Here is a 22,182-nt window from a genome sequence, read left to right as displayed (position 1 = left end):
TAAAAGGAAAAGAGAAAGGGAGAACGGATGATTCCTGACTCTTTTCTTTTTTTTTGTTGGATTACACGTTATACTGACAAAAAAGAATGAGGAGAAATGAAGATGATTGAATTAACAAGTGTAGCGATGACTGATCAACTAGCAGAAATCATCGGAAAAGTTGCTCATCCAGGAGATAACCTAGTCTTGACTGGCGATCTTGGTGCAGGTAAAACGACACTGACTAAAGGAATAGCTAAAGGATTAGGGATCGATCAAATGATCAAAAGTCCTACCTATACGATCATTCGAGAATATACGCAAGGAAGATTACCTTTGTATCACATGGATATTTATCGTGTTGCTGCTAGCGGTGCTGATCTAGGTTTGGATGAATATTTTGAAGGTGAGGGACTATCTGTCATCGAATGGGGAAACTTATTAGAAGATGCTTTACCTGAAGATTATTTGGAACTGATTCTTGAAAAAAGTGATACAGAATTAGAAAAAAGGTATGTGAAATTCCAATCATATGGATCAGAGAGTCAAGCGTTTGAGAAGCGTATTCTTGAAGCATGGGCGGGTAGCTATGACAAGTGAGGTCGAATTGACGCTCAAAGAAGCCGATGAAAAGGATGCCCAAGGATTATTAAAGATGCTAAATCAAGCGAAACAAGAGACGGATTACTTTATTATTGATGAGCGTTCGCTTGGAATGAGTAAAGAAGTGCTCGCAGTTGAGTTGACCCGAATAAAAGAAAGCACAGAACACTTATTGTTTTTAGCCCTGATTAATGAACAAGTGATCGGTGTCGTTTCTGTTGCCCCTAAGTCTGAGTTAACTGAACAAGGTGAAATAGGAATCAGTATCTTGAAAGAATATTGGGGGATGGGCTTAGGAACGATCCTTTTAGAAGAGGCAATCATCTGGGCAACGGAAAATGAAAACTTTAATACGTTGGTTCTAGACGTATTGGCCGATAACCAGCGAGCAATCCACCTGTATCATAAAATGGGCTTTCAAGAAGAAGCACGAAGCAATATTGAATTAATCGAACAAGATAAAGTGCCAACGATCAAGATGAAAAGAACGATTGAGGCATGAAGTGAAGATGATTCTACAAAACAAGAACCTGAAAAGTCGACCACTTTTCAGGTTCTTGTTTTATTTTTAGACACATTGATCGTCCATTTAGCTAGTAGAACTATTTTACTGTCACTAATTTTTTCAAAGGGTCTGTCCCGAAATATTTTTCCTGATACAATAAGATCTCCGCACAAGCTCGGCTATCTTCTAACGCATCATGGTGATTTTTCAATGTGATATCTAAATTCTCGCAAACCGTATTTAATCGGTGGTTAGGCATTTCAGGAAATAATCGTCGGCTTGTTTTGACCGTACATAACGAAAGATAATTAGGTTGGGGCAGTTGGTAGTAATCCAAGCAACCAGCCAATACTTTTGTATCGAAGGCAGCATTATGGGCAACAACTAATCGGTTTTTTTGGAAATACTTTTCGATTTTATGCCAAACATCTGGAAATTTAGGTGCCTGACGTACATCTTCAGGACGGATACCATGGATTTGGATATTACGCCAGAAAAATGGTGTTTCTGGTTGGATCAAGGTATAAAATTCATCGACAATCTGACTGTTTTCCACTTTCACAAGTGCTAAAGAGCAAGCGCTATGGGATTGATGGTTCGCAGTTTCAAAGTCCATCGCGATAAAATTCATGTTCAAATAAGCCTCCTTTAAAAAATAAACCATAACATAAATTTCTAAAAAAAGAAATAGCGTTTAACATTATGTAAAAAAGTAAATTCTGTCAGGTTCAAGGATCTCAGGAAGAAATTGGGCTACCCAATTTCTTCCGTTGCTATCCCTATTTGCTATTCGATGATCAGTTCGACAGGGCAGTGGTCACTACCTAAAATCGTGGTATGGATTTTTGCATCAACTAAGCGTGACGTCAAATCTTCACTCGTCAAGAAGTAATCAATACGCCAACCTGCATTATTTTTTCGTGCATTGAAGCGGTAGCTCCACCAAGAATAGACACCCTCTAGGTCTGGATAGAAGTGACGGAAAGTATCCACAAAATCATTATCAAGTAAATGGGTCAACGCTTCTCGTTCTTCAATTGAGAAACCAGCACTTTTTTGGTTTGTTTTCCAGTTTTTCAAATCGATTTTCTCGTGGGCAACATTTAGATCTCCACAGACGATTACCGATTTCTGTTTTTTCAACTCTTCTAGATAATCGTAGAAAGCAGCTTCCCATTCTAAGCGATAATCCAGTCGTTTCAATTCATTCTGTGAATTTGGCGTATAGCAAGTCACTAAGTAAAATTCTGGATATTCTAATGTGATCAAACGTCCTTCTTGATCATGCACATCGATCCCCATGCCATAAGAAACGTTCAATGCCGGTTCTTTCGCAAAAATCGCGGTACCTGAATATCCTTTTTTAACCGCATAATTCCAATATTGATGGTACCCAGGTAAATCTAAATCGATTTGTCCTTCTTGTAGTTTTGTTTCTTGGAGACAGAAGAAATCTGCATCAAATTCCTTGAATGTTTCTAAAAAATTTTTATTGACGATGGCTCTTAAACCATTAACGTTCCACGAAATCAGTTTCAAAAAAACACGCTCCTTCTCTATCGTATCTATGCGATTATATTGTACCTCATTTTTATTAAAAATAGTGTAAGATAAGAGTAATAATAGATACTAGGAGGGAAAAGATGAAAATTGGTGTAGTAGGAGTAGGGAATATTGCTGAAAAAGCATATTTGCCCACATATGCAGAAAAACAAGGAATGATCGATTTTTATTTTGCGACACGTAATCAGGAAACAAAAGAACGTCTGAAGAGAACCTATGGATTTACTCATTTATATGAATCGCTTGATGAGCTAGTCGAACAAGGAATCGAAGCATGTATGATCCATGCGGCGACAAGCGTTCATTTTCAACTGGCAAAAAAATGTTTAGAAAATAAGATCCATGTTTATATCGATAAACCGTTAAGTGTTGATCTTCGAGAAATCGAAGAGTTACAGCAATTGGCAAAACAGCACCAAGTAACTTTGATGGTTGGCTTCAATCGTCGATTTGCGCCAATGGTCGAACAATTAAAAGCGATTCCAGAAAAGCGCTTGATCCAGTTACAAAAAAATCGCATTGCAGCAAAAGAAACGACTGCTTTTGTGATTTACGATCTATTTCTGCATCTGGTAGATACAGCAGTATATTTATTGGATGAGCCTATGATCAAAGCAAGTTCTCACATTCGAGAAAAAGAAGGCTTTATGGAAGTGGCGACGTTGCAAATTGAAACAGCGAATCAAACAGCGATCGTCACGATGGATCTTGCAAGTGGTGCAAATACCGAAACTTACCAAGTGACGAGTAAAGAGGGAACGTATGAGTTGAGCGATCTGACAGACTTAGTCATCCGTAAATCAAATACGACAGAAATGAAAAAATTCGGTGATTGGGAAACAACATTGAGCAAACGCGGCTTTGTGCCAATGGTCGAAAGATTTTTTGAAGAGATCCAACAAACGACACCAGACAAAGAAAAGTTGAAACAAACTGGCATTTACGACAGCCATGCGCTTTGTGAAGAAATGTTGAATAACCTTTATCGTCATCAGCTTTGAGCAAGACTGGCAAGATTGTTTTAAGCGTGATAGAATGATGAGGACGTTTGAAAAGAAAGGAAAGTCCTCAGTGAATAAAGAAGATATCGTAAGAAAAAATCCAGAGTTGAATCTGTTGCTTGATGAACCATTAAGACATTATACATTTACTAAAACCGGTGGTCCGGTAGATGTGTTAGCTTTTCCAAAAACAAAATCAGAAGTCAAGCAGCTAGTTGATTATTGTCGAGAAAACGAAGTCCCTTGGCTAGTGTTAGGAAATGCAAGTAACCTGATCGTCCAAGACGGTGGAATTCGTGGTGTAGTGATCATGCTGACGGAGATGAACCAGATCCGAGTAGAAGGCACGATGGTCATCGCAGAAGCGGGTGCGAAGTTGATCGATACGACCTATGCAGCATTAGCCGAGTCGTTGACAGGATTCGAGTTTGCCTGCGGGATTCCTGGAAGTATCGGTGGAGCGGTCTACATGAATGCGGGAGCTTACGGTGGTGAGATCAAGGACGTGTTTGCAGAAGTCGACTTATTATTAAGCGACGGTACGATCCAAACGCTGACAAATGAGGAAATGGCATTTTCTTATCGACATAGTGAATTACAGAAGATGGATGCGATCGTTTTAGAAGCACGCTTCCAATTGACACCTGGTGATTATGAGCTGATCAAGGGGCGGATGGATGAGTTGACACAATTGCGTGAATCCAAACAACCATTGGAATACCCTTCATGCGGCAGTGTCTTTAAACGACCTGTGGGCCACTTCACCGGACAACTGATCCAAGAAGCAGGATTACAAGGCTTGAAATGGGGCGGCGCACAAATCTCGGAAAAACATGCTGGCTTTATCGTCAATATCGATCATGCCACAGCGACAGATTATACTGAACTGATCGCCCATATCCAAGAAGTGATCAAAGAGAAGTTTGGTGTGACACTAGAAACAGAAGTACGAATCATTGGTGAAAAAAGAAGTTAAATGAAAGTGGGTGCAGCGATGTTAGATAAGCAACTGCCTTACGCTGAAATTTGGATGACGCGCCCCTTAGAGGAAGTGTTGCCAGATTATCCGCTGAATGAGCAGTATCACTTTGAAAAGTATCGACCAGGAGCAGAGAAAGATTGGGCGGCTATTGAGACTGCGGTCGGTGAATTTGATTCAATTGATGAGGCGCTAGCTTATTTTGATCAAGCCTTTGCACCTTATCAAGAAGAATTGACAAAGCGTATGTTTTTTGTAGTCAACGAAAAAAATGAACGCGTTGCGACATGCACTGCTTGGTGGAAGCTTCGTGAAGAAGAATATCCTCTGTTTCATTGGTTGGCGGTCAAACCGGAACATCAAGGAAAAGGGATCGCGCGAAGTCTGACGATCGAAGTGCTACGCCGCTTTCAACAGTTGACCTCTCAAAGCCCCGTTTATCTGCATACACAGACGTGGAGTCACCCAGCGATTAAACTTTATCAAAGCTTAGGGTTTACATTTATTCCTGATAACTTTGATGGCAGCGTGAATTCGGATTATCAGAAAGTAATGGATATCTTATCCTCGAAAGTAAAAAAATAAGGATGAGCAAAAGCTCAACCTTATTTTTTTTGTTTGTTTCCAGCAGTATCCATTCGCGTAGTTACTCCTTTTTTTCTAGGGATGAAGTTTCGAATGAACGTAAATTTTCGATAATCGTTTCGAGTATAAAGATAGCCGAAGATGCTGAAAACGAGTGCGCCAATAAAGTTGACGAATAAGTCTTTCATAGTATCTAAGATCCCGATATCTAAATAGCCATCATTCATAACAAATTCTTTGGCATTGCCATTTTCATCTTTGTAGGTCACGGTTGTTTGTTGGATATCTTTGATCGTATATACAGTATTGCCATCTTCACTCAGCTTGACGCTATTGATTTGGTCAACATAGTTGTCTTTTTGCATGTCCATCTGTAAGACTTGATCCGCTGAGAATTCGATAAATTCCCAAAAGACTCCTACGGTCATTGAAAAACAAAAAGAGACTAATGCGACTAGCAACGGGGTCAAATTCATGGTTTTGGTATTTTTGTTCAAGAGATAAACAAGCGAGAAACCAACACCACCTGCTAGAAAACCGCTCAATGCGTGTAAAGCTGTGTCCCAAAGTGAAAAATAGCCATAAAAGTCACTTAATTCACCCAAGACAGTGGCACTGAAAATAAAGGACAAGATAATGATTTCTAACGTATTGGGGATTTGGATCTTCAATAACTTTTCTAGTAGATAGGGGATCTCAAATAATAATAAAGTCAATAATAAGAGCATGATATTCCCCATATTACGGTCAATCACTTGGTCGACTAACATGACTACAACAATGACCCGTAAAATGATATAGATTGCATGAGTGACTTTCCCGGCTGACTTACTTCCTTTGGTAAAAAAATGTTTGATTACTTTCATAAATTAACTCCTTCGTGGTTCATACCGATTATACTTGTCTAGCGACAAAAGCCCAAATCTTCTGTTTGTAACGAAAGGAAAAAATTTTTTGGACTGGCTATTTATTCAAGAAATCCGTTTACTTTTTGATAGTTACTAGTTTAATATTGAAAACGTTGAAATATTACTGGTTATTTATAAAAGATGAAGATAACAGAAGTTCGAAAAAAATAAATTGTCTGTTGAATTTGTGAATGATATCACTTATGATGGAGTAAGTGTTAAATTTTAGGAGGACAACTATGAAGAAAACAATTAAAGGGTTACTGACAGTTACAGCAATTTTTGCCTTAGGTGCCTGTACGCCTGATGAAAGCAAATCTGCATCCAGTAGCTCTTCCACAAAAGAATCAACAGAAGTATCATCTGGAGCGTCTGCTCAAACTTACACAAATCCAGCTGAAATGAAAGACGAATACGATTTGATCATCGTTGGCGGAGGCGGGGCTGGTATGGCGGCTGCTATCGAAGCAAAAGATGCAGGCTTGAATCCAGTCATTTTTGAAAAAATGCCAGTTGCTGGTGGGAATACGTTAAAATCTTCAAGTGGGATGAACGCATCTGAAACCAAGTTCCAAGAAGAAGAAGGAATCACTGATTCCAATGATGCTTTTTATGAAGAGACATTAGCAGGCGCTAATGGAACAAATGACAAAGAAATGTTACGCTATTTTGTTGATCATTCAGCTTCTGCAATTGAATGGTTGGATGAAAATGGCATCAAATTAGATAACTTGACGATCACTGGTGGAATGAGCGAAAGACGTACACATCGCCCTTCTGACGGATCGGCTATCGGTGGCTATCTAGTGGATGGGTTATTACGAAATGTCCATGAACGTCAAATCCCGATTTTTGTAAATACAGAAGTGACAGATATCCAAAAAACAGGTGATACAGTCAACCAAGTAACGGTTCAAGTCCAAGGGGAAGAGCCAAAAGAAATCAGCGGAAAAGCGGTAGTTGTTACAACTGGTGGATTTGGTGCCAGTGAAGAATATATACAAACTTACCGCCCAGATCTAGAAGGTTATGTAACAACGAACCAAGTAGGATCAACAGGGGACGGCATCAAGATGATCGAAAAATTAGGCGGTCAAACAGTCGATATGGATAAGATCCAAATCCATCCAACTGTTCAACAAGACGAAGGGTTCTTGATTGGAGAAGTTGTGCGTGGCGAAGGAGCGATCTTAGTTGATCAAGATGGTGAGCGTTTTGTCAACGAAATGAATACTCGTGACAAGGTATCAGCGGCAATCACTGCATTACCAGAAAAATCTGCTTATTTGATTTTTGATCAAGGCGTCCGTGACCGTGCGACAGCAATTGAGTTTTATGATGAAAAAGGCTATGTCACTACAGGTGAGACGATTGAAGAATTGGCAGAGAAAATCAACTTACCAGCAGAGACATTGGCTCAAACAGTTACAACTTGGAACGAAGAAGTGGCGAATCAAGAAGATACAGCATTTGGTCGTACAACAGCAATGGAACACGACCTTTCAAAACCAAACTACTATGCGATCAAGATCGCACCTGGGATCCACTATACAATGGGTGGCATCAAGATCAATACGAATACAGAAGTTTTAGACAAAGATGGAGAACCGATCACTGGCCTTTATGCAGCAGGTGAAGTCACTGGTGGCTTACACGGAGAAAACCGTATCGGCGGAAACTCTGTAGCGGAAATCATTATTTTCGGTCGACAGGCAGGACAACAAGCAGCAAAATTTGTTTCTAAATAAGCATAGAAATAACGAGAAAAGAGAACCTAAGGCGCATGCCTTAGGTTCTCTTTTTAAACATCACTATAGTTGAATAAATGTCATTCCAGAGCTGACTCTTTCCGAACAAGCTCATTCACTAACTGTCAAAATAATCTTTCCGACATTTTTATTTGCTTCCATATATTCATGGGCTTCTTTTGCTTCTGCTAATGGGAATGTACGATCGATGATCGGACGGATTGCTCCGGTCTCAAAATAAGGATCGATAGTTTCCATAAACTCTTGAGTTAATCTTGCTTTGTATTCGTCACTTCTTGGAGTCAATAATGTGCCAATCAATTGGATTCTTTTTTGCAATAACACTCTTAGATCAAGAGACTCAACTGTTGTCCCTCCAAGTGTGCCAATCAAGACCCAGCGACCATCAATGGCAATCGATGCCAGGTTTTTTTCCCAATACGAAGCGCCGATAAAATCCAAAAGAACATCAACGCCATTGCCATTTGTCAGCTTACGGACTTCTTCCGCAAAATCCTGTGTTTTATAGTTGATCACTTCATCTGCGCCGAGCTTTTTACAAAAGTCTAACTTTTCAGTTGAACCTGCAGTCACGATGACACGGGCTTGTGAATGTTGTTTGGCTAATTGGATCGCTGCGGTACCAACACCGCTTGCGCCAGCATGGATCAATACAGTCTCGCTCTTTTGCAGTTTTCCTAACCAATACAAGGTTTGATAGGCAGTTAAGAAAACTTCAGCAATACCAGCGGCTGATACGTAGTCAAGCGAATCAGGTAAAATGATCGCTCGATCTGCGGGAATAACGGCATATTCTGCGTAACCACCTAAATTCACTAAACCATAAACTCTCGTTCCGATTGAAAACTCAGAATGATCGCTGGCATTCTCGATGACTTCACCGGCAACTTCAACACCTAGAATAGGATAAGGTGCTTGAAGCGCAGTGTTTTCCCGACGCATGATATCCGTCCGATTGACCGCAGCGGTGTGGACTTTCAGCAATAGTTCCCCAGCTTTTGGAACAGGTCTAGGGACATCGATTTCGGTCAAAACGTCTACCGAGCCGGGTTTTTTCATAGAAATTGCACGCATCATCAAGCCTCCTCAGCAAGTTGTTTGATTGCGTCTGGAACTGTAGCTGATCCTTCAGATAAAACAACGGTTGTTTTTGATATTGTTGGTTGATCCACTAACGCAGCTAATACTTCTGCTACCGTTTTTCTTGTAATTGTTTGAGCTGGTTTTTCATTTGGTTTCGTTAACTGGATCGTCATGACTTCTTCATCGTTGGTCAAAGCTACAGGTTGGAGGATAACATAATCCAATGCTGTTTGATTTTTCAACCATTCGTCAGCGTAATATTTAGTAATGTAATAATCCGTCATTGATTCAGGCCATTTTTCACGATTGTCTGCAAACGCCGCACTGATCATCAAATAGCGAGAAATATTTGCTTGCTCTGCTGCGATCATTGTTTTGATAGCGCCATCTAAGTCGACTTGTAAAAGATTCTTTCCTTGAGAACCAGCAGTAAAAATGACAAGATCACTGTCTTGAAAGGCTTCTGCCATTTTTTCTGAGGACCACGTTAAATCGAAGGGAACATAGGCAATGTTTTCTTCATCAAAAATTGCTTGGTTGGCAACATCTCGCACACCTGCGTAAACTTGATGTTCTGTTGTTCCTAGTTTCTGGATCAAATGACGACCGATTTGTCCATTTGCTCCTACTACAAAAATATTCATATTCCTCATCCTTTCACTACTTAGCTGTATTATTCATGGTAACATCAAAAGATAAAAAATTCAGGACTGAACACTTATCAATAAAAACCAAAAAAGAGCGGGCAGGATGCCTCACTCTTTTTTGGTTTTTCGATCGTATCATTAACGCATCATTCGCAGCAAAGCAGTAGAGACCGCAGCTGTGACTAAACCTGCAACGATCGCTTCTGGCACGCCACTAGTAAAGATAACTGCAAGAATGGCGGAGTAGACAGCATTGATGTTGCTTCCGATGACTTGGGCATAATCTTGTTGGAAAAGAAAGTAGATCAAGTTCATCACTAAAATCGTGTTAGTTAGAGAACCAGCGATCCCAGCAAGAAACAATGAAAGTGGACTAACTTTGTTCTTCGTCAACTTTTGGATGCCTTTATAAACAAAATACGGAACAACGCCAATCAAGATCCTTGGTATCAAAGCAATGATCAATGCTTTCCAACTTCCTTGATCAGTACCAATCACTGGAATAAACGGTGAGAAAACAAAAGACAGAGGTGTTGGAATGAACGTACTGCGGATCATACTGATCACGCCAAATGTCCCTCCGAGAAAAGCACCTAGTCGTGGGCCTAAAACGATTGATGCGACGATGACCGGGATATGCATCGTTGTCGCATTGATCGGGCCAATCGGGATAAAACCGAGAGGCGTAACAGCCAGTAAAATCATAATAGCTAAAAACATAGCAGTCAAAGTAAAGTTTTTGGTATTTTTCATCATAACTCCTTAAATACTAGACCGACCTCTGATTAAGCAGAAGTGTGATTTGGTCGATAATGATTTGGTTATCTGCTAAAGCACCTTTGCCGAAATCTCCACAAGCTAAAAGTGATTCTCGTGGTTCAATTTCCTGATAACCGATTTCTTTTAAAGTGGCGAGATTTCTTTGATTGATCGGATGTTGATACATATTAGTATTCATTGCCGGCGCAATCAATTTTGGTGTCTCGGGTAAAAGTGCCATGGCAACCGTAGATAGTAGATCATCGGCTAAACCATTTGCCAGCTTTCCAATAATATTTGCAGTAGCTGGTGCAATCAAAAATAAGTCGGCTTGCTTGGCTAGCTCGATATGGTTGATGACTGAAGGATCGTTTTCTTGCATGACATCCGTGTGGACAGGACGTTTAGATAAAGATTGCAAAGTTAAAGGTGTAATAAATTTTGTACTGCTTTTCGTCATGATCACATCGACTTGGTAACCGAGTTTGACAAGTTGATTCGTGATATCTGCGCTCTTATATGCAGAAATACTACCAGATACGCCCAATAGGATTTTTTTCATTTCTGGATTCCTCCTTATTTTAAGATCGTAGAGACGATACATTGCGCAATCTCTTGCTTAGTGTAGGCTTCTGTAACTTCTCCATTTTTAGACAACAAGTAGCCATGATGGCGTGTTTCATTGATCTGTGTCAAGTCGTTAGCTAAAATATAATCGGTTTGATTGGTGATCAAGCTCTTTTTAGCTACTTCTAATAACTGCTCTTTTGAGACATCGACTAATAATTTGAACCCAACGATCGTAGCTTTGGGTTGCCATTGGCGTAAAGAACGAATGATTTTTGGTGTTTTCTTCAAGGTCAAAACTAGATAGTCCGTATCCGATGAGATCTTCGCTTCTTTGCTTACACTTTGTTCGGTTGCTTCAAGCCAAGAAGACAAGGAATCGGGAGTCAATGATTCTTTACTCAAGCGCTCAGCCAACTGTTGCTCAGACAGACTGAAAGCCGGTGTAAAATCACTGACCGCCATGCTATGGATGATCGCGTCGTAGCTCTTTTCTTGCATCAATCGTTCGAATGTATCTAGTAATTCTTGTGTAGATTCGATGAGATGGAATGTCAAACGTTCAGAATCGCTAGGTTTTACAGCGAGTTGCGTCGTTACGTAGTCGATCGTCACAGAAGGGTGTGTCAGAAAGGCTTCTGCGATTGCTTTTCCTAAGCGTCCACTTGAATGGTTCGTGATCGAGCGGACTTGATCGATTCGTTCGCTTGTGCCACCAGCTGTGATCAATACCTTCATACCGTTTCACCTACAGTGACAAGCGTTCTTCCTTGATGTGTCCCTTCAAGGATTTTTTTGGTCGTTTCTTCCAATTGTTCTAAGGTGATCTCGTTCACGACTAAGTGATCAGTCACAGAAAGATCGGCTAATTGTTGCCAGATATTCAAGCGTTTTTCATGAGGGACGTTGACTGAATCAATACCGATCAGCTGGATATTTCTTAAAATAAAAGGTAACACAGTCGTTGTTAATTTGATCCCACCTGCATTGCCGCATAGTGCAGCAGCGCCATCATAGGCAATCAAAGGCAATAAGCGAGTGAGCAGTTCTCCCCCAACAGTGTCGATCACATAATCCACTTGTTGTTTATCCAAAGGTTTACTTTTTTCTGGTAGAAAGGCTTCAGGATGCACCACTTGAGTCGCCCCTAGTTTTTGTAGCCACGTTTGCGCTTCTTCTTTTCTCGAAAATGCAGTGATTTTTTTGAAGCCCATTTTGTGTAACATAGCAATGGCAACACTTCCTACTCCACCAGATGCACCTGTCACGACGATATGGTCATCTGCTTTCATTCCTTGACTAAGTAAGGCATTCACGCAAAGGGCGGCAGTCAAACCAGCTGTTCCTAAAACCATTGCTTGACGAAGTGTCATCGTTTCAGGGAGAGGAACAAGCCAATCTCCAGTGATTTTTTGATAATCACTATAGCCGCCAGGTTGGCTAACGCCTATTCCATAGCCAGTTGCTAAAACTTGATCTCCGGGCTGGAATCGTTTGTCTAAACTTTTCATGACGACTCCGGAAAAATCAATGCCGGGAGTCATTGGATAGGTACGGATCACTTGGCCATTTTCACTACAAGCCAACGCATCCTTATAATTGACATCTGAGTATGCGATTTTTATCCAAACTTCATTATTAGTCAGTTCGGGAAATTCTTTGTCGACAATGCTTGTATGGAAAGCTGGTTCATTGTTTACTTGAAACTGTTTGAATGTGTTCATTAGATAGAAGGTGCTCCTTTCGAAATTTTCCTTAATCATACCATAAAGCGTTTCATTTTCTAGTAGTTTGCTGATTAATTTCTATTAAAAAATAGTAGAAGCAACTGAAAAAAGTACGAGAAAATTTCAAGCAAAAGGGTTGTTTTTTTGGCTGAAGTTTGTATACTATTACAGGTGGTAGTAAACCTGGAGTTTACTATTAGAAAACTTCACGTAGGAGGAGACAAATGGAAATTGGTGAGAAGTTACGAAATCTGCGCATCCAAAAAAATTTAACGCAAGAAGAATTAGGGGAGCGGACGGATTTATCAAAGGGCTATATCTCGCAGCTTGAACGGGATTTAAGTTCACCATCGATGGAAACATTTTTCTCTATTCTTGAAGTATTGGGAGTTACCCCAGAAGCTTTTTTTCATCAAGAAACAGCCAACCTTCCTATCGTCTATACAAAGGAAGACCGTACCGTCTATTATGATGAGGAAAATGGGTACGAGCTAGAATGGTTAGTGACAGATTCAAATGAAAAAGAAATGGAGCCAGTGTTATTGACTTTTGATACTGCTGGTGAATATAAAACCTTTGAACCTTCCCTTTCAGAAACATTTATTTTTGTTTTAGAAGGAGAAATCGCACTAAGCTTAGGTGAACAAGAGTATGTAGCGAAAAAAGGTCAATCAATGTACTATCAGGCAACGACACAACACCAATTACGTAATCACCAAAGAAAACAAACAAAAGTATTGATCGTCGCAACCGAATCATACTTGTAATATAGGGGGCAGAAAAAGTGGGAAAACCAATCATATCATTCGATCAGGTCGTAAAAAGCTATGATGATGAAACAATTTTGAAGAAAGTCAGTTTTGAGATCGAACAAGGGAAATTTTATACATTGTTAGGGCCTTCCGGTTGTGGAAAAACAACGATTTTACGAATCATTGCAGGATTTACGGAAGCAACCGAAGGAGATATCTATTTTGAAGGAAAGCGACTCAATGATCTACCGGCGAATAAACGCCAAGTCAATACGGTTTTCCAAGACTATGCCTTATTTCCTCATATGAATGTATTTGACAACGTTGCTTTTGGCTTGAAAATCAAAAAAATGCCAAAATCGGAAATCGAAAAAAAAGTCAAAGATGCATTGCGCATGGTGCAATTACCAGGATATGAAACACGAGAAATCAGCGAAATGTCTGGCGGTCAGCGCCAACGGGTAGCTATCGCCCGAGCAATCGTCAATGAACCGAAAGTTTTGTTATTGGATGAACCATTATCTGCTTTGGATCTGAAATTACGTACAGATATGCAATATGAGTTGAGAGAACTTCAACAACGCTTAGGGATCACCTTTATTTTCGTTACGCATGATCAAGAAGAAGCATTAGCGATGAGTGATGAGATTTTTGTGATGAACAAAGGGAAAATCGTCCAAAGCGGTACCCCTGTAGATATTTATGATGAACCGATCAATCATTTTGTGGCAGATTTTGTTGGGGAAAGTAATATCGTCAACGGTGTTATGATCGAAGATAACTTGGTTGAATTTGTTGGTAAACAATTTGAGTGTGTCGATGGTGGGATGCGAGTGAATGAACCAGTGGAGATCGTCATCCGTCCAGAAGATTTGACGATCACTACACCAGACAAAGGAAAATTAGTCGTAACAGTGGACACTCAACTCTTTCGTGGCGTGCATTATGAGATCATTTGTTATGATGAGCAACAAAATGAATGGATGGTCCATTCAACGAAAAAAGCGCGTGAAGGTAGTCAAGTCGGTCTAGCTTTTGAACCAGAAGACATCCATGTCATGCGTTTCAATGAGTCGGAAGAAGACTTCGATGCACGTTTGGAAAGCTACGAAGAATAGGGGGAGAGAATATGAGAACAATGCGTAGGATCTATTCCATCCCTTATGTTTTATGGCTTGGATTATTCGTGATTGCGCCTGTTTTGATGATCATCTATCAATCTTTTTTTGATATGAGTGGTCAGTTTACATTAAGCAACTATGCCGCTTACTTTACTTCAGGGACTTATATCGCCATGACGATCAATTCGGTCTGGTATGCGTTCTTGATTACATTATTCACATTGTTGATCAGCTATCCGACTGCTTATTTTTTAACAAAATTAAAACATAAACAGCTTTGGTTGATGTTGATCATTTTACCGACTTGGGTCAACTTACTGTTGAAGGCATATGCTTTTATTGGGATTTTTAGTATCCATGGCAGTGTCAATCACTTTTTTGAGTTCATCGGTATCGGGCCGCAACAGATTTTATTTACTGATTTTAGCTTCTTGTTTGTGGCAACATATATCGAGATTCCATTTATGATCATGCCGATCTTCAACGCGTTAGAAGAAATGAATCCTTCGTTAGTAAGTGCCAGTAAAGATCTAGGAGCCAGTAATTTCGAAACGTTTCGCCGTGTGATTTTTCCGTTATCACTGAACGGGGTGAAAAGTGGGGTACAAGCAGTATTTATTCCTTCACTGTCCTTATTCATGTTGACTCGTTTGATTGGCGGAAACCGAGTGATCACACTAGGAACAGCTATCGAGCAGCATTTCTTAGTCACACAAAATTGGGGCATGGGTTCAACGATCGGTGTGATTTTGATCATTGCCATGTTCGTCGTGATGTTACTGACAGGTGAGAAGAAAAAAGGAGGCCGCTCATGAGAAAAAAATTCAAATGGTCATACCTTTATTTAGCGGTTGTTTTTCTGTTGTTGTACTTGCCGATTTTTTACTTGATATTCTACTCCTTCAATGAAGGCGGAACAATGAATAGTTTTACCGGCTTTACTTGGGAAAACTATCAAGCAGTATTCGAAGATACACGACTGATCATTATCGTATTGAATACGTTTATGTTGGCATTCTTATCCGCATTGATCGCAACGATCATCGGAACGTTTGGCGCGATGGGGATCTATTACACAAAAAAACGTCAGGCACGAACTGCATTATTGAGTATGAACAACATTTTGCTCGTTTCGCCTGATGTGATCATCGGTGCAAGCTTCCTGATTTTCTTTACGCTATTAGGCTTTGGCTTAGGATTTCAAAGTGTGTTGCTTTCACATATCGCCTTTAGTATCCCAATCGTTGTTTTGATGGTCTTGCCGAAGTTACAAGAAATGAACGACTCGATGGTAGATGCTGCGAGAGATTTAGGTGCAAACAATTTCCAAGTAGTAAAAAATATTATCTTACCATTTTTATCTCCAGGAATCATCGCCGGCTACTTTATGGCATTCACATATTCTCTGGATGACTTTGCGGTCACTTTCTTTGTGACAGGTAATGGCTTTACTACCTTATCTGTTGAGATCTATTCAAGAGCACGGCAAGGTATCAGTTTAGAAATCAATGCGTTGAGCGCACTGGTCTTCTTGTTCTCAATGGTATTGGTGATCGGTTATTACTTTATCAGTAAAGAAAACCGACCAAAACGATTGAAAAAAAATCGCCGCAACCGTGAGGAGGTGGCTCGTTTACGATGAAAAAATTACAATCTTTGCTTATCGGTATTATCTTGATCATTGGCGTATTGCTTGTGAGTGTTCGGCAATTAGAACGAGCAAGTGGAATGAGTGGGGCTAAAATCGTGACGATTTATAATTGGGGCGATTACATCGATCCTAGTTTGATCACGAAATTTGAACAAGAATCCGGCTATAAAGTGAATTATGAAACGTTTGACTCGAATGAAGCGATGTTTACCAAGATCCAACAAGGTGGGACTAATTATGATATTGCTATTCCGAGTGAATATATGATCCAAAAAATGATCGAAGAAAAACTAGTCATGCCTTTGGATCACAGTAAAATCAAAGGATTGGAAAACATCGATGATCGCTTTTTGAATCTAGATTTCGATCCGGACAATAAATATTCGATTCCTTACTTCTGGGGAACACTGGGGATCGTGTATAACGACAAAGTTTTCAACGAAGAAGAAATCAAGCACTGGGACGATTTATGGAAACCAGAATTAAAAGATAGTTTGATGTTGATCGACGGAGCGAGAGAAGTGATGGGCTTGTCTTTAAATAGTTTAGGATATTCTTTGAACAGTAAAAATATGACTGAACTGAATGAAGCGGCTCAAAAGTTGAACAAAATGACACCAAACGTCAAAGCAATCGTTGCAGATGAAATCAAAATGTACATGATCAACGAAGAAGCATCAGTTGCTGTGACATTCTCAGGTGAAGCAGCTGACATGATGTATGAAAACGAACATTTACATTATGTGATCCCAACAGAAGGATCGAATCTTTGGTTTGATAATATCGTCATGCCGAAAACAGCGAAAAACCAAGAAGGTGCGTATGATTTCATCAACTTCATGCTTGATCCGGAGAATGCTGCGCAAAACGCAGAATATATCGGCTACTCCACACCAAACAAAGCAGCCAAAGCATTATTACCAAAAGAAATCTCAGAAGATGAACAATTCTATCCATCCGATGAAACGATTTCTCATCTTGAAGTTTATGAAAATCTCGGGTCGGAATATCTAGGGATCTATAATGATTTATTCTTGGAGTTCAAGATGTATCGGAAATAGCAGTAATCCAATCAATGGTAATCAGACAGCATCAATAATTTCAGGGTGTCTTCATTTACCTTTGTCATCATCAGTTTCACGATTTTCTCTCAAAAACGGCTTTATAGCCGTTTTTTTGTTCTTTCATCTTTTTCCTCCAATATTTCTCTCACTGTTTAATACTTAAAAATCTTTATTTATTAGCTATTTCTGTGTCTTGTATAGATCACGAAAAGAGAAGGAATGAGTATATCTCGATTTACTGATGTGGTGTATTATAACAAGTGTACTCCACCTAGAAATACTAATGGATGAAGCAGTAGCGCCAATGAAGATTGGCATTCAAGGGGGAAGAGACCGGTGATAATTGAAGAGCAAACCTTCGTTTGCGGAGATAACCAAGGATAAAAAAACATCTTTCTTCCTAAATAAAATTTAGAAAACGCTTGCTTTTATGTAGATTTTATTATACCATTTAGTCAATTGAATGGGTAGTTACTGGTAAAGCAGGCTATACCTTAGTATGCGCGTATATAATTACGTGTGTGTTAAGGTATGGCCTTTTTTAGGAGGTGGAATCTTGTTTGAAGGTTAAAAAGATACTAAACAATAATTCGGTGTTGGTAGGTGAAGGGGCAAAAGATTATATCTGGATCGGTACAGGCATTGGCTTTAAGATAAAACCTGGACAAGAAGCAGATGAAAAGAAAATTGAGCGGGTTTTTGTGTTGCAGAAACAATCAACAGAACGTTTGATGAATTTGTTACAGGATATGCCGGTCGAATATGCGAAGTTAGCAGACGATATTATCCAATATGGAAAACAAAAAATCACATATGAGTTAAGCGATTCTATTTATATTTCATTAACGGATCACCTTTATAACAGTGTGAGACTACAAAAAGAAGGGTTACATTTGAATAATCAATTGTTTTGGGAAATTCGTAAGTTTTACCCAAATGAATTTTTGGTGGGGGAATATGCGGTTCAATTGATTAATCAAAAATTTAAAACAACACTCGATGATTATGAAGCAAGTAACATTGCAATGCACTTTATCAATGCACAATTAAATAGTGACGAGCGAGTTGAAAACATTCAATCATTAACCCACAAGATTCGAGATATTTTAACTATTATTAGGATGCATAACCACGTGGATGTTGATGAAACGAGTTTATCATTCGATCGGTTTGTGACACATCTAAGATTTTTCTTTAAACGCTTGGAAACTCGTACAACTGAAAATTCGAGTAACCCGTTATTGGTTCATGTGATAGAAAAATATCCTGAAGCGTATGAAACAACCTTGCTGATTGGCAAATATTTAAAAAAAGAATTAATTGATGAAGAACAATTATATTTAACGCTACATGTACAAAAATTAATAGAGAAATAATTCAAGGTGTTACTGGTCATGCAGGCAAGACTTGACGAAGTTGTAGTGAGACAACTTTGTTTAGTCTTGCTTTTTATTTATACAAATTTTTGGAGAGGATGTTTGTGATGGATTATCAAGAATTAAATGAACAAATATTAGAAAATATTGGAGGAAAGAAAAATATCAATGCTTTAGCACATTGTATGACTCGTTTTCGTTTCAAATTAAAAGATGAATCGAAAGCAAACACAGAGGCGATTAAAAAGATTCCAGGGGTTGTAACGGTTGTTCAAAGTGGCGGTCAGTATCAAATAGTCATTGGAAATCATGTTGGAGAAGTATATAAAGAATTTGTAGAGTTAGCTGGAATCAAAGATGCATCAACTTCGGAAAATGATGTAGATAAGCCGAAAGGGATTTTAAATAAATTCATTGATATTGTATCCGGCGTATTTACTCCAGTCATTAATGTTTTGATGGCCGCCGGTATGATCAAAGGATTATTAGCTTTACTAGCAGCTTTTGAATTAATTGATAAAACATCAGGAACATATTTGATTTTGAATGCTACTGGTGACGGTCTCTTTTATTTCTTTCCGTTGTTCTTAGGTTATACAGCATCGAGTAAATTTGGAGGGAAGCCCTTTATTGGTATGGCTATTGGTGCTGCATTAGTGTATCCATCAATTGTTGCAGCAAATAGTGCTGGAGGGGAAGCGTTATTCACTTTATTTCAAGGAACAGTCATTGAATCCCCAGTCTATATCAAATTTTTAGGATTACCAGTAATTTTGATGAACTATGCTTCAAGTGTTATTCCTATCATTGCAGGAACTTATTTAGCTGCTAAATTTGAGGATTTTTTAACAAGAGTTATTCCTCGTATGGTGCGTAGTTTCTTTGTTTCATTTCTAACATTGATTATTACAGTCCCTTTAATATTTTTAGTTGTTGGGCCTATTACAACTTGGGTGGGGTTGTTTCTTGGACAAATGTTATCAGCAGCAAATGATTTCAGTCCAATCATCGCAGGAATTGTGATTGGCGGCTTTTGGCAAGTCTTTATTATGTTTGGTTTGCATTGGGGATTTGTTCCAATTGCAATGAATAACTATGCAACGCTAGGATATGACGTAGTTATGATGGCTGGCCTTGCAACACCTTTGGCAATGGCAGGTGTGACATTTGCAGTTTTCTTCAAAACAAAGAACAAAAGACTAAAAGAAATCGCTTTTCCTGCAGCTTTGTCCGCAGTATTCGGAATTACTGAACCCGCATTATATGGTGTAACATTGGCTAGAAAAAAAGTTTTCTATACTACTTCGCTGGCAGTTGCCATTGCCGGCGCAATTATGGGGATTTTTAACACACGAGTGTACATTAATGGAGGAACAGGGATTTTTGCCTTGCCAAGATTTATCAACCCTGAAGTTGGTTTCGATAATAGTTTCATTGGATTTGCAATTGCTTGTGGAGTTGCATTTGTCGTAGGATTCTTAATTACTTACTTCTATTCTTATAATCCCAAATTGGATGAAGAAACAGATGAAGTTACTGAAAAAGAGAGTATTCCTGTCAATGCAGCTTTAGGTCAAACAGTTTTATATGAACTGGATACACCAATCAAAGGTGAAGTGATACCTCTAAGTAAAGTATCTGATACTGCGTTTTCGACAGGTTTACTTGGTCAAGGGGTAGCAATTTTGCCAACTGAAGGGAAAGTCTACGCACCAGCAGATGGTAAGGTGACAACGTTGTTTCCAACATATCACGCTCTTGGTCTAACAACCGATGAAGGAATTGAGCTATTGATTCATATTGGTATGGATACAGTGAATCTACAAGGAAAATACTTTGATCCAGCTGTAAAACAAGGTGATACAGTGAGAAAAGGTCAATTGCTATTAATATTTGATATTGATGCGATTGCAGCTGCGGGGTATTCATTGCAGACACCAGTAATTATTGCGAATTCAAAACATTATTTAGAAGTTGTAAGTTCAGAAGAAAAGAATGTAAATATTTCAAATAATTTATTTACAGTTATCGCCTAGGAGGAGTTTAAATGAGTGGCAAGAAAAATATCTTTTTGTTTGTAGCCGATCAAATGCGTAATGATTCGTTGGCACATATGGGGAACCCAGCATCCATTACACCTAATTTAGATGATCTAGTTTCAGAAGGAGTTTCTTTTGAGAACGCATACTGTCAAAATCCAGTATGCGTACCTTCTAGAAATAGTTTTTTAACAGGCTTATATCCACATGTGAGTGGACATCGTACGATGCATTATTTACAACGTGAAGATGAACCCAATATTTTGAAGGAAATGAAGAATAATGGTTACGAAGTTATCTGGATTGGTCGCAATGATGTGGTGCCTGCCGACCGCACAAAAACAGAATATTGTGATGAATATTATGATGGCATTACGAACGAGAATATGCGTGATGCTGAAAATAATCAGATGAATCACTCTGCTGAGATGAATGAAGAGAGTAAAAAGTTATACGATAAAATGTTATCAGGAGATACTTATTACTCTTTTTATATGGGGAAATTACCAGATGGAGAAGGCTATGGAAAAACAGATTGGAACTGTGTAGAAAAAGCATTGGAGTATATCGAACGTCGTAGTAAAGAATCTTCAGATAAACCATTCTTCGTTTACTGTACTATTTCATTTCCACATCCGCCATATGCCTGTGAAGACCCGTGGTATTCAAATATTGATCGAAGTAAGCTGCCTCCGCGTCGTCCAAATATTCAAGAGGTTCCAAACAAGGCTTCGATGCTATACAGTATTAATGAACGACAAGAATTAAACGGCTGGTCAGAGGAGCGTTTTGATGAATTGAGAGGAACTTATTTAGCGATGGTTTCTCGTTTTGATCATCAAGTAGGGTTGATTAAAGAAAAATTGAAAAAGTCGGGTTTATATGACGATACGAACTTGATCATCTATAGTGATCATGGTGATTATACAGGAGATTATACGATTACGGAAAAAGTTCAAAACTGTTTTGAAGATCCGATTTCGAATGTACCTTTATTGATTAAGCCTGCAAAAGGATTAGTAGTAGAACCACGTATTTCTAAAGCACAAGTTGAATTGCTGGATTTACCATCTACGATTGCTGAAATGGCAGAGATCGACTTATCGTATACGCAGTTTGGTAAGTCACTATTACATGTAGTAGCTGGTGACGAAGAACACAAAGATGCGGTCTTCTGTGAAGGAGGACGTATTCACGGTGAGAGACAGGCGATGGAGTTAGGTCATGGACCAGAATCTCCTTACTGGCCACGATTATCAACACAATACAGTGAAGGTCCAGAGCATACAAAAGCAGTCATGTGTAAAATGGGAGATTTTAAATACACAATGCGTCTGTATGAAACAGATGAATTGTATAATACTGCCGAAGACCCAATGGAAATCAATAATTTAGCGGTTTTAGATGAATACCAAGAGTTAGTTCAAAAAATGAAAAATCGAGTTACACAGTTTTATATGGAGACAACAGATTATGTACCTATGAAACGTGACAAACGGTAATA

23 protein-coding genes are annotated in these 22,182 nt (G+C 39.1%); 14 read left to right on the top strand and 9 right to left on the bottom strand.

From position 1 onward, the window contains the following. The first annotated feature begins 102 nt into the window (after positions 1-102). Together tsaE and IGL24_RS10895 are read left to right on the top strand one after the other, a co-directional pair. Complete coding sequence (tsaE, locus tag IGL24_RS10900) at positions 103-579, top strand: tRNA (adenosine(37)-N6)-threonylcarbamoyltransferase complex ATPase subunit type 1 TsaE (RefSeq protein WP_206858776.1); 477 nt, start codon at positions 103-105, stop codon at positions 577-579. Continuing rightward, complete coding sequence (locus tag IGL24_RS10895) at positions 569-1,084, top strand: GNAT family N-acetyltransferase (RefSeq protein ID WP_207114682.1); 516 nt, start codon at positions 569-571, stop codon at positions 1,082-1,084. Before tsaE ends, IGL24_RS10895 begins: the two co-directional genes overlap by 11 nt. Before the next feature lie 100 nt (positions 1,085-1,184). Here IGL24_RS10895 and IGL24_RS10890 read toward each other — a convergent pair whose 3' ends face one another. Continuing rightward, on the bottom strand, positions 1,185-1,718 hold the full coding sequence (locus IGL24_RS10890; RefSeq protein ID WP_207114683.1) for a 3'-5' exonuclease: 534 nt from the start codon (positions 1,716-1,718) through the stop codon (positions 1,185-1,187). 155 nt (positions 1,719-1,873) lie between these two features. Next, positions 1,874-2,626: an exodeoxyribonuclease III gene (locus IGL24_RS10885; protein ID WP_207700010.1), complete on the bottom strand. Its 753-nt coding sequence runs from the start codon at positions 2,624-2,626 to the stop codon at positions 1,874-1,876. Positions 2,627-2,730: 104 nt separating this feature from the next. Here IGL24_RS10885 and IGL24_RS10880 point away from each other — a divergent pair, with 104 nt between their 5' ends. From IGL24_RS10880 to IGL24_RS10870, 3 genes are all read left to right on the top strand, one after another. After that, on the top strand, positions 2,731-3,651 hold the full coding sequence (locus tag IGL24_RS10880; RefSeq protein WP_206858760.1) for a Gfo/Idh/MocA family protein: 921 nt from the start codon (positions 2,731-2,733) through the stop codon (positions 3,649-3,651). Positions 3,652-3,721: 70 nt separating this feature from the next. Continuing rightward, the gene (gene murB / locus IGL24_RS10875) at positions 3,722-4,627 is read left to right on the top strand and encodes a UDP-N-acetylmuramate dehydrogenase (protein WP_207700011.1); all 906 of its coding nucleotides are present in this window, start codon (positions 3,722-3,724) and stop codon (positions 4,625-4,627) included. Positions 4,628-4,645: 18 nt separating this feature from the next. Then, on the top strand, positions 4,646-5,215 hold the full coding sequence (locus tag IGL24_RS10870) for a GNAT family N-acetyltransferase (protein WP_207700018.1): 570 nt from the start codon (positions 4,646-4,648) through the stop codon (positions 5,213-5,215). 20 nt (positions 5,216-5,235) lie between these two features. Here IGL24_RS10870 and IGL24_RS10865 read toward each other — a convergent pair whose 3' ends face one another. Further along, positions 5,236-6,081 carry a hypothetical protein gene (locus IGL24_RS10865; RefSeq protein ID WP_206858756.1) on the bottom strand — a complete coding sequence of 282 codons (846 nt, stop codon included), beginning with the start codon at positions 6,079-6,081 and terminating at the stop codon, positions 5,236-5,238. A 281-nt stretch (positions 6,082-6,362) separates the two neighbouring features. Between IGL24_RS10865 and IGL24_RS10860 the strand changes: the two genes are divergently transcribed. After that, entirely contained in the window at positions 6,363-7,871 is a 1,509-nt protein-coding gene (locus IGL24_RS10860; RefSeq protein ID WP_207700012.1) for a flavocytochrome c, read from the top strand. Between the two features lie 111 nt (positions 7,872-7,982). Here the strand turns inward: IGL24_RS10860 and IGL24_RS10855 are convergent, their stop codons facing one another. The 6 genes from IGL24_RS10855 to IGL24_RS10830 form a co-directional block, all read right to left on the bottom strand. After that, entirely contained in the window at positions 7,983-8,966 is a 984-nt protein-coding gene (locus IGL24_RS10855) for an NAD(P)H-quinone oxidoreductase (protein ID WP_207700013.1), read from the bottom strand. Between the two features lie 2 nt (positions 8,967-8,968). Next, complete coding sequence (locus IGL24_RS10850) at positions 8,969-9,619, bottom strand: NAD(P)-binding oxidoreductase (RefSeq protein ID WP_206858747.1); 651 nt, start codon at positions 9,617-9,619, stop codon at positions 8,969-8,971. Positions 9,620-9,760: 141 nt separating this feature from the next. Continuing rightward, positions 9,761-10,375 (bottom strand): ECF transporter S component, encoded by a 615-nt coding sequence (locus tag IGL24_RS10845; RefSeq protein ID WP_207700014.1) that lies wholly within the window; start codon positions 10,373-10,375, stop codon positions 9,761-9,763. A gap of 16 nt (positions 10,376-10,391) precedes the next feature. Beyond that, a complete protein-coding gene (coaC, locus tag IGL24_RS10840; protein WP_207114688.1) occupies positions 10,392-10,943 on the bottom strand; it encodes a phosphopantothenoylcysteine decarboxylase in 552 nt (183 codons plus the stop codon). Between the two features lie 14 nt (positions 10,944-10,957). Then, on the bottom strand, positions 10,958-11,686 hold the full coding sequence (locus IGL24_RS10835) for a phosphopantothenate--cysteine ligase (protein WP_207114689.1): 729 nt from the start codon (positions 11,684-11,686) through the stop codon (positions 10,958-10,960). Then, positions 11,683-12,672 (bottom strand): acryloyl-CoA reductase, encoded by a 990-nt coding sequence (locus IGL24_RS10830; RefSeq protein ID WP_207700015.1) that lies wholly within the window; start codon positions 12,670-12,672, stop codon positions 11,683-11,685. The genes IGL24_RS10835 and IGL24_RS10830 overlap by 4 nt, the downstream gene beginning before the upstream one ends. A gap of 227 nt (positions 12,673-12,899) precedes the next feature. Between IGL24_RS10830 and IGL24_RS10825 the strand changes: the two genes are divergently transcribed. From IGL24_RS10825 to IGL24_RS10790, 8 genes are all read left to right on the top strand, one after another. Next, on the top strand, positions 12,900-13,442 hold the full coding sequence (locus IGL24_RS10825) for a helix-turn-helix domain-containing protein (RefSeq protein WP_206858725.1): 543 nt from the start codon (positions 12,900-12,902) through the stop codon (positions 13,440-13,442). Between the two features lie 17 nt (positions 13,443-13,459). Further along, positions 13,460-14,545, top strand: a complete 1,086-nt coding sequence (locus IGL24_RS10820) for a polyamine ABC transporter ATP-binding protein (protein WP_206858722.1) — start codon at positions 13,460-13,462, stop codon at positions 14,543-14,545. Positions 14,546-14,556: 11 nt separating this feature from the next. Further along, positions 14,557-15,363, top strand: coding sequence for an ABC transporter permease (locus IGL24_RS10815; RefSeq protein ID WP_206858719.1), 807 nt, complete (start codon positions 14,557-14,559; stop codon positions 15,361-15,363). Beyond that, the gene (locus tag IGL24_RS10810; RefSeq protein WP_206858717.1) at positions 15,360-16,190 is read left to right on the top strand and encodes an ABC transporter permease; all 831 of its coding nucleotides are present in this window, start codon (positions 15,360-15,362) and stop codon (positions 16,188-16,190) included. The genes IGL24_RS10815 and IGL24_RS10810 overlap by 4 nt, the downstream gene beginning before the upstream one ends. Then, positions 16,187-17,260, top strand: a complete 1,074-nt coding sequence (locus IGL24_RS10805; protein ID WP_207700016.1) for an ABC transporter substrate-binding protein — start codon at positions 16,187-16,189, stop codon at positions 17,258-17,260. Before IGL24_RS10810 ends, IGL24_RS10805 begins: the two co-directional genes overlap by 4 nt. Positions 17,261-17,823: 563 nt before the next feature. Further along, positions 17,824-18,639 carry a PRD domain-containing protein gene (locus IGL24_RS10800; protein ID WP_206858704.1) on the top strand — a complete coding sequence of 272 codons (816 nt, stop codon included), beginning with the start codon at positions 17,824-17,826 and terminating at the stop codon, positions 18,637-18,639. Positions 18,640-18,746: 107 nt separating this feature from the next. After that, complete coding sequence (locus IGL24_RS10795; protein ID WP_207114692.1) at positions 18,747-20,675, top strand: beta-glucoside-specific PTS transporter subunit IIABC; 1,929 nt, start codon at positions 18,747-18,749, stop codon at positions 20,673-20,675. An 11-nt stretch (positions 20,676-20,686) separates the two neighbouring features. Beyond that, positions 20,687-22,180: a sulfatase-like hydrolase/transferase gene (locus tag IGL24_RS10790; protein ID WP_206858690.1), complete on the top strand. Its 1,494-nt coding sequence runs from the start codon at positions 20,687-20,689 to the stop codon at positions 22,178-22,180. Positions 22,181-22,182: the final 2 nt, after the last annotated feature.

The sequence above is a fragment of the Enterococcus sp. DIV2371 genome (assembly GCF_050498525.1).
Classification (GTDB): Bacteria; Bacillota; Bacilli; order Lactobacillales; family Enterococcaceae; genus Enterococcus_B; species Enterococcus_B mangumiae.
The sequence above is the reverse complement of the archived record's forward strand: the minus strand, read 5'-3'. Positions and strand labels throughout refer to the sequence as shown.

Excerpts from the sequence above, each read along its gene's own strand:
- tsaE (WP_206858776.1), top strand. The coding sequence starts at position 103 with ATGATTGAATTAACAAGTGTAGCGATGACTGATCAACTAGCAGAAATC.
- IGL24_RS10895 (WP_207114682.1), top strand. The coding sequence starts at position 569 with ATGACAAGTGAGGTCGAATTGACGCTCAAAGAAGCCGATGAAAAGGAT.
- IGL24_RS10890 (WP_207114683.1), bottom strand. The coding sequence starts at position 1,718 with ATGAATTTTATCGCGATGGACTTTGAAACTGCGAACCATCAATCCCAT.
- IGL24_RS10880 (WP_206858760.1), top strand. The coding sequence starts at position 2,731 with ATGAAAATTGGTGTAGTAGGAGTAGGGAATATTGCTGAAAAAGCATAT.
- IGL24_RS10870 (WP_207700018.1), top strand. The coding sequence starts at position 4,646 with ATGTTAGATAAGCAACTGCCTTACGCTGAAATTTGGATGACGCGCCCC.
- IGL24_RS10865 (WP_206858756.1), bottom strand. The coding sequence starts at position 6,081 with ATGAAAGTAATCAAACATTTTTTTACCAAAGGAAGTAAGTCAGCCGGG.
- IGL24_RS10860 (WP_207700012.1), top strand. The coding sequence starts at position 6,363 with ATGAAGAAAACAATTAAAGGGTTACTGACAGTTACAGCAATTTTTGCC.
- IGL24_RS10855 (WP_207700013.1), bottom strand. The coding sequence starts at position 8,966 with ATGCGTGCAATTTCTATGAAAAAACCCGGCTCGGTAGACGTTTTGACC.
- IGL24_RS10850 (WP_206858747.1), bottom strand. The coding sequence starts at position 9,619 with ATGAATATTTTTGTAGTAGGAGCAAATGGACAAATCGGTCGTCATTTG.
- IGL24_RS10845 (WP_207700014.1), bottom strand. The coding sequence starts at position 10,375 with ATGAAAAATACCAAAAACTTTACTTTGACTGCTATGTTTTTAGCTATT.
- coaC (WP_207114688.1), bottom strand. The coding sequence starts at position 10,943 with ATGAAAAAAATCCTATTGGGCGTATCTGGTAGTATTTCTGCATATAAG.
- IGL24_RS10835 (WP_207114689.1), bottom strand. The coding sequence starts at position 11,686 with ATGAAGGTATTGATCACAGCTGGTGGCACAAGCGAACGAATCGATCAA.
- IGL24_RS10830 (WP_207700015.1), bottom strand. The coding sequence starts at position 12,672 with ATGAACACATTCAAACAGTTTCAAGTAAACAATGAACCAGCTTTCCAT.
- IGL24_RS10825 (WP_206858725.1), top strand. The coding sequence starts at position 12,900 with ATGGAAATTGGTGAGAAGTTACGAAATCTGCGCATCCAAAAAAATTTA.
- IGL24_RS10815 (WP_206858719.1), top strand. The coding sequence starts at position 14,557 with ATGAGAACAATGCGTAGGATCTATTCCATCCCTTATGTTTTATGGCTT.
- IGL24_RS10810 (WP_206858717.1), top strand. The coding sequence starts at position 15,360 with ATGAGAAAAAAATTCAAATGGTCATACCTTTATTTAGCGGTTGTTTTT.
- IGL24_RS10805 (WP_207700016.1), top strand. The coding sequence starts at position 16,187 with ATGAAAAAATTACAATCTTTGCTTATCGGTATTATCTTGATCATTGGC.
- IGL24_RS10795 (WP_207114692.1), top strand. The coding sequence starts at position 18,747 with ATGGATTATCAAGAATTAAATGAACAAATATTAGAAAATATTGGAGGA.
- IGL24_RS10790 (WP_206858690.1), top strand. The coding sequence starts at position 20,687 with ATGAGTGGCAAGAAAAATATCTTTTTGTTTGTAGCCGATCAAATGCGT.